Source organism: Nonomuraea sp. NPDC050540 (assembly GCF_044457485.1).
GTDB lineage: Bacteria > Actinomycetota > Actinomycetes > Streptosporangiales > Streptosporangiaceae > Nonomuraea.
Map to the genome: position 1 here is coordinate 69,791 of NZ_JBITHA010000005.1, position 16,711 is coordinate 86,501.

Annotated in this window: 7 protein-coding genes; 4 read left to right on the top strand and 3 right to left on the bottom strand. The window is 72.5% G+C overall.

Features of this window, described 5'->3' with window-relative positions:
• The first annotated feature begins 24 nt into the window (after nucleotides 1-24).
• The 3 genes from ACIBI5_RS18320 to ACIBI5_RS18330 are packed head-to-tail and all read left to right on the top strand — an operon-like array spanning nucleotide 25 to nucleotide 12,132.
• Nucleotides 25-11,052: a hypothetical protein gene (locus ACIBI5_RS18320; RefSeq protein ID WP_397248161.1), complete on the top strand. Its 11,028-nt coding sequence runs from the start codon at nucleotides 25-27 to the stop codon at nucleotides 11,050-11,052.
• Nucleotides 11,049-11,603 (top strand): hypothetical protein, encoded by a 555-nt coding sequence (locus ACIBI5_RS18325; RefSeq protein WP_397248162.1) that lies wholly within the window; start codon nucleotides 11,049-11,051, stop codon nucleotides 11,601-11,603. Before ACIBI5_RS18320 ends, ACIBI5_RS18325 begins: the two co-directional genes overlap by 4 nt.
• Nucleotides 11,596-12,132 carry a hypothetical protein gene (locus ACIBI5_RS18330; RefSeq protein WP_397248164.1) on the top strand — a complete coding sequence of 179 codons (537 nt, stop codon included), beginning with the start codon at nucleotides 11,596-11,598 and terminating at the stop codon, nucleotides 12,130-12,132. The genes ACIBI5_RS18325 and ACIBI5_RS18330 overlap by 8 nt, the downstream gene beginning before the upstream one ends.
• 6 nt (nucleotides 12,133-12,138) lie before the next feature.
• On the opposite strand, the gene metE is transcribed toward ACIBI5_RS18330, so the two are convergent.
• Entirely contained in the window at nucleotides 12,139-14,283 is a 2,145-nt protein-coding gene (gene metE, locus ACIBI5_RS18335; RefSeq protein ID WP_397248166.1) for a 5-methyltetrahydropteroyltriglutamate--homocysteine S-methyltransferase, read from the bottom strand.
• An 83-nt stretch (nucleotides 14,284-14,366) separates the two neighbouring features.
• Between metE and ACIBI5_RS18340 the strand changes: the two genes are divergently transcribed.
• Nucleotides 14,367-15,197 (top strand): LysR family transcriptional regulator, encoded by an 831-nt coding sequence (locus tag ACIBI5_RS18340; protein WP_397249129.1) that lies wholly within the window; start codon nucleotides 14,367-14,369, stop codon nucleotides 15,195-15,197.
• On the opposite strand, the gene ACIBI5_RS18345 is transcribed toward ACIBI5_RS18340, so the two are convergent.
• Nucleotides 15,139-15,867, bottom strand: a complete 729-nt coding sequence (locus ACIBI5_RS18345; RefSeq protein ID WP_397248168.1) for a DNA alkylation repair protein — start codon at nucleotides 15,865-15,867, stop codon at nucleotides 15,139-15,141. The genes ACIBI5_RS18340 and ACIBI5_RS18345 overlap by 59 nt on opposite strands.
• On the bottom strand, nucleotides 15,864-16,541 hold the full coding sequence (locus ACIBI5_RS18350; protein ID WP_221340958.1) for a TetR/AcrR family transcriptional regulator: 678 nt from the start codon (nucleotides 16,539-16,541) through the stop codon (nucleotides 15,864-15,866). Before ACIBI5_RS18350 ends, ACIBI5_RS18345 begins: the two co-directional genes overlap by 4 nt.
• Nucleotides 16,542-16,711 lie beyond the last annotated feature (170 nt).

Below are 16,711 nucleotides of genomic sequence, written 5' to 3' on the forward strand. Positions count from 1 at the left end.
TGAGGAGCGGATGACGGGAACGGCGTGACGACGACCAGCGGCGGGCAGCCCGGCACCGGTTCCGAGGTCCTGGGCGCGGGCGGCGGACGGCCACAGGGCTGGGCGCTCATCGACAGAGACGTGCGGCCGGCCTGGGAGAACTCCACACTCCCCGACTGGGTCAACCACTGGCTGATCCCCATGCTCTCGGGCGGCCAGAAGTGGCCCAAGGCCAGCGAACACGCCCTGTCCAAGCTCGCCCAGTCCTACGCTGATCTCGGCGTCGGCGCCACGGCCCAGCTCGACGACGCCGGCCGGGCCGCGAGGAAGATCGTCTCCGGGTGCGCCACCCCCTCCATGTACGGATTTGTCGGGCGGGCCCAGGAGTTGTGCGGGCCGCAGGCCGGCATGGTCGGCATCGCCCGCGACGCCGAGGCCCGCTCGCTGGAGGCCGGCAACTTCGCCATCGAGACCCAGTACTCGAAGCTCTCCGTCAACGTCGCCTTCTGGGTCACGGTCGTCGCCATCGCCATCGCCCTGTTCGTGGCGTTCTTCACCGCCGGCTCCTCCGCGCCGCTCGTCGGCCCCTTCGCCACCGCCCTGCGCGCCGCCATCACCCGCGTCCTGTCCAGGCTCGCCGCCATGGCCGGGCGCGAGGTCGGTGCCGCGGGCCTGGCCCGCCTCACCGTGCTCAGCGGCGCCACCGGCCGCGCCGCGCTGCTGCGGCTGCTGTCCACGCCGCTCGGCAAGGAACTCATCGAGGAGATCGGCGAAGAGACCTTCATCGACGCCATGGCCCAGTGGCAGCAGATGAAGATGGGCACGCGCACCGAGTGGGACTGGAAGAAGACCGCCGCCTCCGCGGTCGGCGCGGGCGTGGGCGCCGGGGTCGGCATGTGGCTGACCAGGCCCATCTCCCGGGTCACCCGTTACGTGCCCGGCTTCGGGGGACGGGCGCTGACCACCGGCATCACCAACGCCTTCGCCTCGCCGGTGGGCAGCATGGCCGCCAACACGTTCGTCTACCAGCAGCCGCCGGGCAATCCGTTCACCGCGGAGGCCATGCTGGGGGCGTTCATGGGCGGCGTGGGCCGTACCGGGACGATCAGCCCCTTCAACCCCGACGTCTTCACCGCGGTGACCCACCCGCTGTCCTCGCTGGCCTCGGCCAACGACCTGGCCAACGCCGCCGACCTGGCACGCTCGGGCGACACGCCCCCGCCGCCGTCGTCCCCGCCGGGCACCGGCAGTGGCCCCGGCACCAACCAGCCGGGCGGCCCGGTGCCGACCGGCGGCATGAACACCGCCCCCGGCACCGGCGCGAACAACCCGAACACGCCGGGCACGCCCGGCCGCACCGGCCAGAGCGGCCAGAACCAGCAGCAGCCGGGCCCCGACCCCGCCACGCGCACCGGCCGCAACACCTCCACGCAGCCCGCCCCGAACACCGCCCAGCCCGACCCGAACGCGGCCCCCGTCCCCGACCCCAACGCGCCCCAGCCGCCGGACCCCAACGCGCCCCAGCCCCAGGCCGCCAACACGCCCCAGCCCCCCAACACGTCGCAGAACCCGGCCGCGAACACGGGGTCAGGACAGCACACCGGATCCGGCCAGAACCAGGCCCAGCCGCCCGCCCCGGACCCCAACGCCGCCCCCGCGCCCCAGCCCCCGGACCCCAACGCATCGCAACCCCAGGCCCCCACCGCCGCGTCCGCTCCGGACCCGAACGCCGCCCCAGCGGCTCCGGACCCCAACGCGGCGCCGAGCCAGGCGCCGAACGCGGCCTCCGCGCCGGATCCCCATGCCGCGCCCGCTCCCGACCCGGGCGCGTCGCAAGGCCAGGCCCCGGCCACAGGGCAGACGTCCGCCCCCGACCCCGGAGCTACCCAGACGGCCACCTCGGGCCCGGACCCCGCCGCCCAGCAGAGCCCCGGCACCACGCCGGACCCCGCCCTCACCCCGCAGCCCGGCCAGCCGCCCACCCCGGTCCCGGCCCCGGGAACCACCCAGCAGACCGGCCCGCGAACCGGCCCGCAGAGCGGCCAGCAGACCGGCCAGAGCGGCGGCCAGACGGGCAATCAGACGGCGCCCGGCCCCACCCCCTCGCCCGCCCAGAAGCGGAAGGCCAAGCTCGCCGCCAAGAAGGCGATCGACGAGGCCCTGATCCACCTCGCCCCGGAAGGCCTCTGGCTCCAGGACGGCAGCGTGCTGCTGGCCGACGACGGCGGCCGGGCCGTACAACTGTCGGCTGAAGCGCTCGCCGAGGCCGCGCGGTCGCTGGAGCAGAACGCCAAGGACGGCGCGCGCGAGGACCGCCTGCGCGCGCAGGCGGCGGCGTGGCTCGGCGCGGAGATGGCGCGGACGACCGGACGGCCGGAGGCGGAGGGGGCGCTCGACGCGCTGGCCCTCCTCGCCCAGCGCTCCCCGCAGACCAGGCAGGCCGCGACCGAGGTGACCCACGCGGTGCTCGCCGCCAACCCCGGCACCCGCGCGAGCACCCTCGTCGAGGAGAACCCCGCGCGCGACCTCGGGCTGGCCCCCGAGTACCACAAGTCCGCCGCCGACGAACTGACCAGACGGGTCACGGCGCTCGCCACCCCGCGGACCACCACGCCCAGCCCGAGCACCACCCGCAGGACGCCGGCCGCCGCACCGCCGGGCCGCCGCCGTCCGCGCACCTCGCTGGCGGTCCCGGGGACGCCGTTCGCCGCGGACACCCGTCCCACCCCGCTCAACGACCTCGCCGACCCCGAGGTCAAGGCACTGATCAACGGCAACGCGATCAAGCCGAGCGACTTCGGCGGGAACGTCCGCTCGATCGCGTGGTCGGATTCCGGCCCGCAGATCCGGGTCACCTCTGAAGGCCAGGGCACCCAGCACTTCGAGGTGCGCTACGAACGGCCGGGCCTCGACACGCACGCCACCGTCACGGTCGGGGCGGGCACCGCCGCCGACCCTCATGTGGTGCACCTGTCGCCGCGCCTGCACCCCGGCCTGGTCTCCACGACGCTGGTCCACGAGATCACCCACGCGCTGCAGGACCTGGCCGCGCCCCCGAGACAGGGCGTGATCAGGAACACCCTGAACCGGCTGGCCGGCCGTACCACCGACGCGTGTGTCGCCGCCCGCTACAACGAGCACCGCCACCTGGCCAGGCGCTACCTGGAGACGAACGACCCGGCCAAGCAGCGCGACCTGCTCAGCCTGATCCAGGTCATCGCCGAGGACCTGGAACGCCGCGGCGCGAGCGCGCCGGTGTCCCCGGAGCAGACCGGTAACCAGGGCGTGCGCCCACCGCCGCCGCCCGCCCCCGAGACTCCGGTGGAAGCTTCGGCGCGGCTCGCCCAGGAGCAGGCCGACGCCCTGACGCAGGCGGTCGCCGGCCTGGACGCGCGGATCACCTCGCACGAGAAGACGGTCGAGCAGGCGAAGGAGGACAAGAAGAAGGCCAGGAAGGAGGCGAAGAAGGCCGCGGGGGAGCGCGACAAGTTCGCCCCCGAGCGCAAGCGCCGGGCGGTGGCGGAGGCGAAGAAGCACCTGGAGATCCAGAGGCGCCACCAGCGCATCGTCACCGCCTACACCAAGGCGCGGGATGCCGCGAAGGCGGCGCAGGAGGGCTACGCGAAGCTGGCCGCCGACCTGGACTGGCACAAGAGCGCCTCCCCCGGCGTCGTGGCCGCGGCCGCGAGCGCGCTGGCCGACACGGAGGCGGAGGCCAAGAACCTGCTCGGCGCCTACGACGCCGCGCTGCGCGAGGCGGTGCCCGACCGGGAGATCCTGCCGAACGCGATGGTGACCGACCGGCTGCCGCACATCACGAGGCTGACCGAGCGGCTCAACGCGGCCATGCGCGCCCAGAAGATCGACCAGACCTTCACCCCCGACCAGCTCCAGAGAGTGCTGAAGGCCCACTTCCGGCGCCTGGTGACCCAGGAGGGCGCGGTCCTGAGGGTCGGCGTCCACCACCAGGGCGAGCTGCGGATCAAGCTGTCGACCAAGGAGATGGTCGAGGTTCTCGGGCACGCGGCGAACGCCTCCGAGATGATGGTCGGCCGCCTGCCGCAGGGCGGGCTGACGGTCGCGGCCGCCTACGCCCGCGCGCACGCCGTGAAGCTCGGCGGGAAGGCGAAGGGCCTGCTGCCGTTCGTGAAGCTCCTGCCCGAGGGCAACGACTTCAGGGATGCCATCGAAGCGGTGATCAGGACGTCTGGCCCGGGCGCCGACTTCAACTACTCCCGTACCCGCTCGGTGAACGGCAGCTCCACCGACCACGTGGTCGGCGGCGCGGTCGAGGACAACCGCGGCGAGTCCACCCTGTTCGCCGCCGAGGCCGAGTGGCAGATCGACATCCGCACGTCCCAGAAGGACGGCTGGAAGCAGATCGACTCGGTCAGCACCGGGACCAGGAGCGACGCCAAGGACGTGCGGATGTGGGTGGGCATGGCGCACACCGACCCCTCCGACGACAAGTCCACCACGATGGCGGAGCTGGAGGCCAGGTTCCCCGGCGTCTCCAACCTGGTCGACGGATTCCCCCCGCACCTGCTGCTCGGGATCAGCGGAACCCAGGAGATGTTCGAGAAGGCCGTGACGGCGCTCGGAAGCGCCGCGGACATCGGCACCGACCTACGCCACCAGCTGCGCACCTTCCTGTACGAGAAGTGGCACAGCCAGATGGCCAACTCCATCAACTCCGGCGTGCAGGCGCAGCTCACCAGGAACGGCCGCCCCTACGCGCGCGTGGAAGTGGTCACGACCCCCGTGTACGGCCAGGCCCGCCGGGTGGGCGTCTCGACCGACGAGCGCTGGAGAGAGGACCTGGGCGTCGCGGTGACCACCGCGAACGGCGGCCAGTCGTTCGGGTACTCCGTCGACGGCTCCGTCAGCACCGAGCAGGTGTTCGACGACCTCGGCGAGGAGGCCGCGGAGCTCCTGAACACCACCGCCGAGGGCAAGTGGGGTGCGGGAAGCGGCCACGGCAGGTCAAGGTCCGAGGGGGTCAGCGCGGGCGGTACCGCGTACAAGCCCGTAGTGGACCGCAGCATGGAGCACCAGCAGAACATCATCGTCGGCTACACGGCCGAGCTGCGGATCACGCTGGAGAGCGGCACGTCGCTCGACACGATCGAGACCGCGGGCGAACTCCACATGGTCATGGCCGAGTCGGACGCGGCCCGCGCCGGCCTGCCCTTCGACCCCGCCGCCGTGCGGTACAAGCGGGACGGCACCCCGCGCCGCGACAGCAAGGGCCGCATCCTCCTGCGCGACGACCCCAAGGAGCTGAAGGACCCGATCAAGGGCGAGGACGCCCGGCCGATCTGGCAGGGCGATGACGCGCACCAGATCCCGGACGCGGTGTTCGCTCTGGTCAGGGAGGTGTCGAATGTTCCCGAGGTCCTGGAAGACACGATCAAGAATCTGACTCGGCTCGGCCTGCTGCCCCCCATCGTCAACGGCCGGCCGCTCTTCCCGACGAACGACGCGCTCAAGGCGGCCTCGCAGTACGACAACCTGGTCGAGGTGTCCAGCCAGCTGACCAACCTGCGCGTCAGGACCGGCCTCAACCAGGCGATCCAGCAGAACATCCACTTCGACCTGACGCTCAACAGCCGCTTCCACGCCACCGAGCACTTCGCCATCGAGGTCGACCTCAGCGCGGACCTCGACACCACCGAGGTCGTCGCCACCACCGACAAGCGGGCGATGGCGCTGCTCAACATCGGCTCCAACACCGGCGTCACCTCGTCGGGGCACGGCCGTTCCACCAACGCCAACGGCGGCGTGAACGCCGGTCACGCCCCCGCACCGGACACCGAGGGCGCCAAGTACGGCGCCAGGACCGGAGCCGGCACCGGGGTCAGCAAGAACAGCGGCTCCAGCATGGGCGACACCGGCAACGACGTGACGCTCATCGAGACCTCGACGCCGATGGCCGCCTCCCAGACCAAGGGACGGGTCAAGGTCACTCTGCGGCAGGAGGGCAAGCCGCCGGTGGAGCTGTCCAACCGGCCCGTGGTCATCACGATGATGACGCCGACCGACCTGATGCGCGACCCCAGCCGTCCGCCGGGGGAGTGGCAGGCGATCCCCGCGGACCTGATCGACCAGGCCACGCTGCTCCACGTCGACACACGCGGCTTCCTGGAGGCGGCCAAGAAGATCGTGCCCCGGCTGATGGGCTGGGCCTCGCCCGCCTTCCACCACATCGCCGCCTTCCTCGGGGTGCACAACGTCTCGGCGCACCCGTTCAGGAAGTCGCCGTACCTGACGCGCTTCGCCGTACGGGGGCAGGGGAGGTTCGGGCCGGCGCACGGGTGGCTCAAGCTTGACTGGAAGCTCGGCCAGATGCAGTTCCTGACGTCGAGCCCGCTCGTGATCGGCGACATCTTCCTGCAGCTGTTCAGCCAGGGCACCTCCCTCGGCACGTCCTCCAACCTCGGACCCAACGGCGGCGGCGAGTTCGGCCACCAGGAGGCCGACAACGGCGGCCTCGGCCCCAGCACCGGCGCGAACGCCTCCTGGAACAAGGGCCGAAACGCCTCCAGGCTGCTGATCTGGGGCCGCGAGCGGCTGACCATCGACATCGGCCAGCAGTACCTCTTCCGCGCCTCGGCGGAGTTCCCGATGTCCGCCTTCGACCCGGGCGATCGCGCCAGCATCAGGACCGTGACCGTGGACGGCCGCACCGTCCTGTTCTCGGTGCCGGAGGAGGTCGTCCTGCGGATGTACGCGCAGGGCGACCTGCAACTGCCCCTGCACCAGCTCGCCGACGCCGTGGAGCGCTTTCTCGACGGAAACCTGGAGATCGACCGCACGGTCGCCGTCCCGCTGGCCAAGCGCTACCTCACGGAGCTGCGCGCGCACAACGCCGCGGGGCTGCCGGAGGTCAAGCTGTCCGACCGGCACACGCCGCAGGCGCTGTTCGACGCTCTGGCCAAGCTGCCCGGCATGGCCGAGCTGACGAAGGCGCCGGAGGGCTCGCGCATGACCAGGGCGAGGGAGCTGGCCGCGAAGGTGCGCGAGGTGATCCTGCCGGATCACATCGCCACCCGGATGGGCATGACCAAGATCGACAGCGCCACGTTCACCAAGAACGGCAAGCGGACCGAGATCTTCGACGCCGTCCGCGACGCCATCGAGAAGATCGCACCCGGTTCGCTGCTCAGCGACCCGGCCGTGCTGGACAAGCTGGACGGCTCGCTGTCCGGCAAACGCTGGCGCGGAAAGATCGACAACATGCTCGGCCGCGGTCACACGGACTCGTTCACGATGCGGGTCGGCTCGACGGGCAGGGCCGAGCGGTTCATCGTCAGGATCAAGATAGAGCTCAACCGCAAGGCGGAAGACCTGGGCCGCACGAAGACCAAGGTGCCCCTCCACCAAGACTACACCTACGAGGAGGACGGCGTCACCCAGTCGGTCGGCCGCAGCCTCGGCACGGAGCTCAAGGGCGCCGACTCGGAGACATCGGGCGGCCAGGACATGTCCGCGTCCACGGACAGGAACCGCTCCCGCTCCGGCTCCTACGCCAGCCAGGAGACCTCGGTCGAGCGCTACGGCGGCGACGCCGACATGCACCGGGTCAGGCAGACCGGCACGGTGACCATCGAGGTGGAGCGCAGGCCCGAGCGCGTGCGCTTCGCCGCTCTCAGAAGGGGCCCGCGCCGCCTGGCCGACAAGGTGTTCCATCCCGGGAGGCCCGCGAAGGAGACGGTCAAGCTCAAGGTCGACATGGTCCGCCTCATCGAGAGCGACGAGGTCATGCCGGCGGAGAACGCCCCGGCCGCTCCTGCCACTCCGGGCACGAAGGTGGAGGTCGACCCGCGGCCGGTCCGCCGGCTGCCGGTCATGGCGACCACCGAGACGTTGGTCGCCGACAAGTCGATCACCAAGAACCTCGGTGACGCGCTGGTCAAGAAGCGCCACCTGAGCAAGCGCGCCCTGCGCGAGCGCATGCACGAGATCGAGGCGCTGATCAACGACCTGGCGCTGGCGACCCTGTTCAGCCGGATGGCGGGCGAGGGCGGCCTGAACAACGGGCGGCTGAACCGGACCACGGCCTCAGGCGCCGCCGTCGACCTCGGCTTCAAGGCGCGGTCGCACGTGAGCGCGGTCGTGGTCGGCCCCCTGGACGCGCGTGAGCTCGGCCGCATCGCCCGCTTCCAGCGGATGGCCAGCGGGTCCACGGGCCGCAGCCATCTGTTCCCCCTCACCAGGGGCGTCGGCGGCGGGGAGTCGGTGACCACGCTGAAGGGCGGCTACACCGGCGGAGACCAGTCCAGCGACCGCGTCACCACGTCGCTGGGCAACCGGGACGAGGGCACCGACAACCAGCGCGGCAAGCTGATCAAGGTGGAGCTCCATGTCGCCTACGACGCGACGCTGACGCGGGTCACGCGGACCACACGCGGACGCGTGAAGTACGGCAAGCGCCACGAGATCCCCAACGTGGGCACCGCCACCGTCGTCGTCGCCATGTTCGAGGGCGACTACGAGGCCATGATGGCCGACATCGAAGCCGGCGTGCCGCTCGGGTCGGGCTGGGCCTTCACGCCGTCCTCGACGCAGGACGGCACGGTGTTCACGGACAAGGTGGCCACGGCGGCCGACCCGCTCGGCCCGCTGGTCGAAGCCAGGCGGCGGGCCTTCGACGAACAGGTTCCCGTCCATCTCACGGTGACCGAGCACGACGGCACCGTGCGCGGCTACCTGTTCGGCCCCAACGGCACCGTCCGCAGCGACGAGCGGGACCTCGGGTTCGCCGAGGCGTTCGGCACCGTGCCGGAGCGGCTCGTCCAGCTGTCCCGCGACCACAACCTGGACCTGCGTCACCTCTTCCACACCTCGCCCGTGGAAGGCACGCTCTCGGACAAGATCCGGGCCGAGCTGGACAGCCGTAAGATCTCGTACGCGGCCCCCGCCCCGGCCTTCCCGCCCGCCTCGGGAACCCCCGCCTCGGGAACCCCCGCCTCAGGGGCCCCCGCCGCCGGCAGCGCCGCCCAGGCCTCGCCCGGCCCGTCGGCACCGCCGTCTCCGGGAACCCCCGGCCCGTCCGCGCCGTCGCCCGCCCTGCCCGGCTCGCCGTTCGCCCTCGACGCGCGCCCGGCCTCCATGCCCGACCTGGACCACAACGAGCTGACGGCCATCCAGCTCACGCCGAGCTCCTTCGGCGGCGGCGTCACCGCCCTGCGCTGGCTGGCCGACGGCCAGACCATGGAGGTCGTCACCGCCCAGCACGGCATCCTGTACGTACGCTTCACGATCGGCGACCCGGGCGCCGCCGACAACGCCCGGATCTCCACCGGCACCAACCAGGACGACGCCCTCGTAGCGGTGATCAGGCCAAGGCTGCACCCGTACGCCGTCGAGTCCACGCTGGTGCACGAGATCAGCCACGCCCTTCAGGAGGAGATCGCCAACCAGCGGGGCCAGAGCCAGGGCGTGGTCCGCACGTTCCTGCCCGGCGAGCAGTTGCGCGAGGGGCAGGACCACTGCCTGACCCCGCGCCTCAACGAGCACGCCCACCTGTCCGGCCTGTGGAACCGGGCCACCGACGCCGTGGCCCAGCTCAACCTGGCCCAGGCGATCGAGGCGATCGCCGCCGACATCGAGGCCAGGGGGCACCCGGCGCCGCCACCGCCCTGGGGCGACGGCCCGCGCGTGAAGACCGTGCCGCGCCAGGGCTCGATCGCCGACCTGCTCAACACGGGCGCCGGCCCGGTCGTCGACTCCGCGACCGCGATCGGCGCGCTCGACACCTCGCCGACCGGCCTGGACCGCCTGGCCAACGCCGCGGGCGTCACCTCGATCACCCCGGCGGGACCGGGCCGCTTCACCGTCGAGTGGCCGGGCGGCAGCCTGGAACTGCTGGTGTCCAAGTCCGACGTCCCGCCCGGCCAGGTGGACGTCTACCCGCAGCTCGGCCGGCCGGGCCGGCTCGTGCTGGAGGTCGCCGCCCACAACGCCGCCGAGGTCCTGCTCAAGACGGCCACGCAGATCGCCCGCCAGAGCGCCGGGCTGCCTCCCGGCGGCATCATGAACGACGGCTCACTCCCGGCCGACCCGGCGATGGGCGCCGACGACGTCCCCGCGCTCGTGCGGGTCAGGACCGCGGTACGGGCGCTCGCCGACGCCCCCAAGCCGCTGCGCGCCCAGCGCGAGAACGAGCTGCGTGAGGCCGCGGCCCAGGCCGGCATCAAGGTCGGCGGCATCGAGGCGCGCACCCGCATGATCCTGGCCGCGCGGGCGGGACAGCTCGCGCCCGTTCACGTCAACGCGCTGTACTCGGTCTTCGGCCAGCCGGCCGTCCCGCCTGTGCGGGCCGCCGCCGCGGCCGTCGCGCGCGCCGCCGAACAGGCCGGCGCCGAGATCAGGGTGTACGGCGACGCCCTCCTCGACGTCGTCGTTCCCGGGCGGCGGCCGGTCGCCATCGAGCTGTCCGCACACCGGGCCACCCGCGGCGAACCGCTCACCGCGACCGCCCACCGGGGGGTGGTGCGCTACCAGGTGGCCGCGCTCGGCTCGTTCGGCGCCATCGAGCGCGACGCGGCCGGAGAAGCGGCCGCCCTGATCAGCGCGCTGCAGGGCGTGCCGGTCGGCGCCCCCATGCTCAGGCGCGACCCGCCCGCCGACCCGGCCACCGCCCCCACCACGCTGTCCGTGGAGGACCATAAGGCGATCGCCCGGCTGCGGGAGGCGGTGCGCCAGGTCGACACGGCCACGCCGTACCAGAGACCGGCGCGGTTGCGTGTGCTCGTGGAGGCGGCGGCCTCGCTGGGCGTGGGCGACAACCCGCACCTGCGCGGCCAGCTGCCGCCCGCGCTCGCCGACGCCCTGGTCAGGCTCGTGGACGGGCGCGGGCGCGTCGACGAGCGCGTCTCCGTCCGGCAGACGATCCGCGAGCTCCTGGACGGCCGCACGCCGCCGACGGACCGGGCCCAGCGGGCCCGCCAGCTCGCCAACACCACCGGCTACTTCCCCTACGAGTGCCTCTGCCCGGACGACGAGCCGTGCGTCTGCGGGCACCGCGCGGTCTCGTTCGAGTTCCTGCGTGAGCCGGCGGATGCGCCATGATGGAGGCGGACGAAGGGACGGCCATGGGATTCGCGGTGGCGCGGACGAGGGACGAGGCGCACCTCTACCTCGACCTGAACCCGTGCGAGCAGTGCGGCTCCGTCGAGACGACCTGGAGCAGGGGACTGGTGGAAGCCGAGGGCGAGCGCGCCGACCGCTACTCCGGGCGCTGCCAGGGCTGCGGCACCGAGCGCGAGTTCCTGTTCGGCCTGCCCGCGCGGCCCGTCATCCCGGCCGGCTACCCGACCTTCGGCGGCCCCGAGCCTTCCGAGCTGCTCGACGCCGGTGAGTGGTTGTGGGTGGCCGACCTGAGCGCGGGCAACGTGCCCGTGGACGACGCCGCCGAGGCCAGAAGGGCACTGGCGATCGCCGCCGCCGCCGTCGAGGAGGCCGTCAAGTTCATCCGTCCCGGCGACGACGCCGTGCCGGAGACGGCCTTCTGGTCCGATCGCGGGCTGGAGCTGCGGGCCAGCGAACCCGGCCGGTTCGACCTCGACCGCCTTCTCATCGTCAGGGACACCTACCGGAACCTGGTGGCCGAGTATGCCTGAGCGGGCCAGATCGCTGGCCGAGGGCTACGTCTACCTCGACCTGGCCGTCCCGGAAGGCGGCGAGACGGCAGAGCCCGAGGCCGGCGAGGACGCCTGGACGCTGCGCCTGGGCACGATCGAGGTCGAGGTGCCCTACGAGGGGGAGCAGGCCGCGCGCCGGCACGAACTGCGCTTCGGCCCCGGCATCTCCCGGCTGATCGACGCCGGGCAGTGGGTGGTCGTCGCCGGCGTCTACGCGCGCCGGGCCCTGGCCGAGGACCTCGAGTTCGCCGCCGGCCCCGCCGCCGGCGACGACGCCTACGAGAGCGTCGTCGCCGGATGGGAGCTGGCGGCCGACGCGGTGGCCGAAGCCCTGCGCTTCGTCCCCATCGGCGCCGACCGCGTGCCCGCCGACGCCTTCTGGACCCATACGGGCACGGTCGTCCACCGCGAGAACCCCGAACGCTTCACCCGGGATGCGCTGGAAGCCGACCTGGCCCACTACCGCCAGAACCTCGACGACTTCCGGCGCCTCCACGAAACCGGCTGAGCGCCGTCAGAGCGTGGCGCGCACGCGGCGGGCCGCCTCGACCACGTTGCCGAGCGACGCCTCCACCTGCGCGTACGTGCGGGTCTTCAGACCGCAGTCCGGGTTCACCCACACCCGGTCGCCGGGCAGGACCTTCAGGGTGGCGGCCAGCCGTTCCTCGACCTCGTCGGCCGACGGAACCCGCGGCGAGTGGATGTCGTAGACGCCCGGCCCGAGACCGCGCGCGTAGCCGCTCACCGCGTCCAGGATGCGGCGTCCCGAGCGGGCCGACTCGATGGTGGTGACGTCGGCGTCCAGGCCGTCGATCGCGGTCAGGATCTGGTCGGCGTCGGAGTAGCACAGGTGCGTGTGGATCTGCGTGCGGTCGGCGACCACCGACGTGGCCCTGCGGTAGGCGGCCACCGCCCACTCCAGGTACGCGGGCTGCTCGGCGGCGCGCAGCGGCAGCAGTTCACGCAGGGCCGGCTCGTCCACCTGGATGACGGAGAGCCCGGCCGCCTCCAGGTCGCGCACCTCCTCGGCGATCGCGTCGGCCACCTGGAGAACCACGTCGCGCTGCGGCAGGTCGTCGCGGTCGAACGACCAGGCCACGATCGTCACCGGCCCGGTCAGCATGCCCTTGACGGGGCGATCGGTGAGCGACTGCGCGTAGGTGGCCCAGCGCACGGTGATGGGCGCCGGGCGCCGCACGTCGCCGTGGATGATCGGCGGGCGGGTGCAGCGCGAGCCGTACGACTGCACCCAGCCGCTCTTGGTGACGGCGAAGCCGTCGAGGTGCTCGGCGAAGTACTGCACCATGTCGTTGCGCTCGGGCTCGCCGTGCACGAGCACGTCCAGGCCGAGGTCCTCCTGCACCTGGATGGCGTGCTCGATCTCGCGCTCGACGAGCTTCTCGTAGTCGTCCTCCGCCAGCGCCCCGGTCACGACGCCGGCGCGCGCCGCGCGCAGCTCGCCGGTCTGCGGGAACGATCCGATCGTGGTGGTCGGCAGCGGGGGCAGCTTGAGGTGCCCGGCCTGCGCCGCGGCCCGCACGGGGTAGGGGCTGCGGGCCGGCCGTACCTCGTGGGTGGCGCTCGCAGTGGCGACGGGAGCCTCGTCAAAGGGTACGGCGGAGCCGTCCGCCAGCAGGCGGGCCAGTTCGACCACCTCGGCCACCTTCTGCTCGGCGAAGGCCAGCCGGGCGACGAGCGCGGGTTCGAGACCGTCCTCGGCGGCGACGTCGTAGGGGACGTGCTGCAGCGAGCAGGAGGTGCTCACCACGACCCGGCCGGCGCGCAGGCCCCGGAGCCGGGCGAGGGCGCGGCCGGGGTCGGTGCGCCAGACGTCGCGGCCGGAGACGACGCCCGCGAAGACGGTCTTGCCGTCCAGCGCGATCTCGGGCACGGACCCGCGGACCAGGTCGAGTCCGATGCCCTCGACCGGGGTGGCGGCCAGCGCGGGCAGGGCCGGGCCCAGGTCGCCGAAGTAGGAGGCGACGAGGATCTTGGGCCGGACGGGCGCGGCGCCGAGCCTGGCGTAGGCGGCGCGGACCGCGTCGAGCTGGGCGGGGGTGAGGTCGGTGACGAGCGCGGGCTCGTCGAGCTGCACCCAGGCCACTCCTTCGCGCGCCAGGGCGGCCAGGAGCTCCTCGTAGGGGCCGAGCACGTCCTCCAGCCGCTCCAGGGCCCCGGACAGCGACAGGAACGTCACCGGGCCCACCACGACGGGCCGTGTCTCGTGGCCGAGCGCACGCGCCTCCCGCACCTCCGCCAGCGGCTTGGCGGCGTCGAGCCTGAAGACGGTCTCAGGGCCGATCTCCGGCACGATGTAGTGGTAGTTGGTGTCGAACCACTTGGTCATCCGCAGCGGCGCCAGCCCGTCGGTGCCGCGCGCCATGGCGAAATAGGGGTCCTCGGCGGCGAGATAGCGCTCCGGCACCGCGCCGAGCAGCACGGCGGTGTCGAGCACCTGGTCATAGAACGAGAACGTGTTGGACGGCAGTTCCCCGAGCCCCAGCCCGGCCAGGCGGCCCCAGGTGGCGGCCCGCAGCCGGGCGCCCTCCTCCTCAAGGTCCCGGCGCGTGGTGCGCCCGTCCCAGTAGGACTCCAGGGCGCGCTTCAGCTCTCTGTTCGGGCCGATGCGGGGATATCCGAGCACGGTGGACGACGACATTTCACTGCTCCCAAGCCGGTGACGAAGACCTCTGGATCGTGCCTTCGATCTCCGTGATGATGCATCATCTATTTGTGTTGCTTATGCTCAAGGAGATCCACTGCTTCGCCCGCGTGGCCGGGCGGCTCAGCTTCTCGCGGGCCGCCGCCGACCTGGGCATGTCGCAGCCCGCCATGAGCCAGGCCATCACCCGACTGGAGAATGCCCTCCACCTCCAGCTTTTCGAGCGCAACGCCCGCGAGGTACGGCTGACCCCCGCCGGTGCGGCCCTGCTCGCACAGGCCGAGCAGGTGCTGGCCGCGGTCGAGGGCTTCACCGACGAGGCCGCCCGGCTGACTCAGGCGATTATCCATCTCGCTTATCCACCGCTGGCTGGGGCGCTGGCGGCGCGGATCGTGCGGCGGCTGGCCGCCCGCGGCCCGTCCCTGGCCGTCGAGCTCCGCCCGGCCGGGCGGGCCGCCGCCGCCCAGGCGCTCGACGAGGGGCGGGTGTCGGCGGCCCTGGTCGCCTTTCCCGCCCCGGCCAGGTTCACCACGGGGGCCCGTTTTCACGTGACGGTGGATCGGCTGGCCGTACCGGCTGATCATCCGTGGCGTAACCGGGTGCTGGCCGAGCAGCTGAGCGGGCAGGACCTGCTCGTGCCCGGCGGGCGGCTGGCGGGCCTGCCGGGACGGCATCGGCAGGTGGCAGAGGACGACTACGCCGCCGCCCTCGACCTGGTCGCCGCCGGTGCCGGGCTGCTGCCGATCCCCCAGCTCGTAGCCAGGACCGTACGGAGGGAGGACGTCAGGTTCGTCCCGCTGGAAGGGGCCGACCTGCGCCTGACCTACGGACTGGCCTGGCGCGGCGAGAGCGTCACTCCTGGGCTGATGGCCCTGGTGCAGGCGGTGCAGGAGGCGTTGTGGACTCGATAGCGATGTTCTTGAGCGCCTCGCGCCGGCTCAGGCCCGAGATGCCCTTGGCCTGGACGTAGCGCACCACCTCGCTCGGGCTGACCTTCGCGTACTCGCGCAGCGCCCAGCCGATGGCCTTGCGGGCGAAGAAGTCGTTGTCCGACAGGCTCGGCTCGATGCACGCGAACAGCAGGGCGGTGTCGGTGCGCTGCTTGAACCGGTTCTGCGACAGGATCGCCGTCCGGCGCTTCCACAGATCGGGCTGGCCGGCCCACTGCAGCATGAGCGGGCGCATCGAGTCGGGGAAGGCCGCCAGCAGCCCGCCGACCCGGTGGGTGGCGATCTCGTCCACCAGGTCCCACCAGGCTCCGGTGACCACCATCTCCTCGTACATCGGCACCGTGTAGAGCGTCTGGTGCTCGCGGTAGCGGTGGTAGCCGGACAGCTCGATCGCGGCGTAGCGCTCCTCGCGGAACTCCGCCTCACGCCACAGCTCCAGCACCGCGCGCCGCCACTCGGGCGCGCCGTCGAGCGGGTGCGCGGCGAAAACCTTCTTCAGCGCGGTACGGCGCGGCCCGGCCGACACCCCGAGAAACGGCATCTCCGACTTCATGTAGCGCTGCATCTGCGGCGCCTTGCCGGCGTCGGCCACCTCCTGCAGCGCCAAGCGGACGGCTTTGCGGAGGCTCATGCCTTCTGCGTGGTGCGCTCGCCCGTGGCCAGGCCGTCGAACAGCACGGTGATGTAGTGCTCGGCCAGGCCCGTCGTGTTGAGCCTGCCGCCGGGCCGGAACCAGCGCACCGCCACCCAGATCGTGTCGCGGATCATCCGGTAGGTGAGCTTGGGATCGACGTCGCCGCGGAACTGCCCCGCCGCCTGGCCCGCCTTGATCTGCGCGACCCACATCTGCTCGACCTCGTCCTCGGCCTTGACGAGGTAGTTGAAGCGCTCGAACTGGCGCAGGTAGTTCCAGTCGTTCTGCATGACGGTGATCGCGGCGCGGTGGGGCTCCAGCGTGCCGAAGCCGATGCGCACCATCTCGGAGAGCACGGCCCGCGGCTCGCCGCCGGACTCCAGCGCGGCGCGGTAGCGGGCGATGAGGTCGTCGAGGAAGGTGGAGAGCACCTCGTCGACGATCGTCTCCTTGGAGTCGAAGTGGTGGTAGAGGCTTCCGGAGAGGATCCCGGCCTCGTCGGCGATCTCGCGCACGGTCGTGGCCTGGAAGCCCTTGCGCGCGAAGAGCTCCGCGGCGAGCTTCACGAGGTGGTCACGGCGCTCGGAGGCCGAGCCGGACGAGGTCGCGCGCTGGCGCTTGGCCGGGGTGGCGGTCGCGCCGGAGTTCTTTCGCGTTGTCACGTCCTCCATTATGAGCCCTCGCACAATCGCTTGTTCACGTAACACGCCCAGCTCACCCGCCCAAGCACCCCCAACCACCCGGACCCCCACCCGATTCCACCCCACCCCACCCAACCACCCCACCCACCCCTTTTTGGGGTTGGGCCTGGGGATTGGGCCGGGAGCTCGCTGGCAAGCGA

Excerpts from the sequence above, each read along its gene's own strand:
- ACIBI5_RS18350 (WP_221340958.1), bottom strand. The coding sequence starts at position 16,541 with ATGGAGGACGTGACAACGCGAAAGAACTCCGGCGCGACCGCCACCCCG.
- ACIBI5_RS18345 (WP_397248168.1), bottom strand. The coding sequence starts at position 15,867 with ATGAGCCTCCGCAAAGCCGTCCGCTTGGCGCTGCAGGAGGTGGCCGAC.
- ACIBI5_RS18330 (WP_397248164.1), top strand. The coding sequence starts at position 11,596 with ATGCCTGAGCGGGCCAGATCGCTGGCCGAGGGCTACGTCTACCTCGAC.
- ACIBI5_RS18340 (WP_397249129.1), top strand. The coding sequence starts at position 14,367 with ATGCTCAAGGAGATCCACTGCTTCGCCCGCGTGGCCGGGCGGCTCAGC.
- ACIBI5_RS18325 (WP_397248162.1), top strand. The coding sequence starts at position 11,049 with ATGATGGAGGCGGACGAAGGGACGGCCATGGGATTCGCGGTGGCGCGG.
- metE (WP_397248166.1), bottom strand. The coding sequence starts at position 14,283 with ATGTCGTCGTCCACCGTGCTCGGATATCCCCGCATCGGCCCGAACAGA.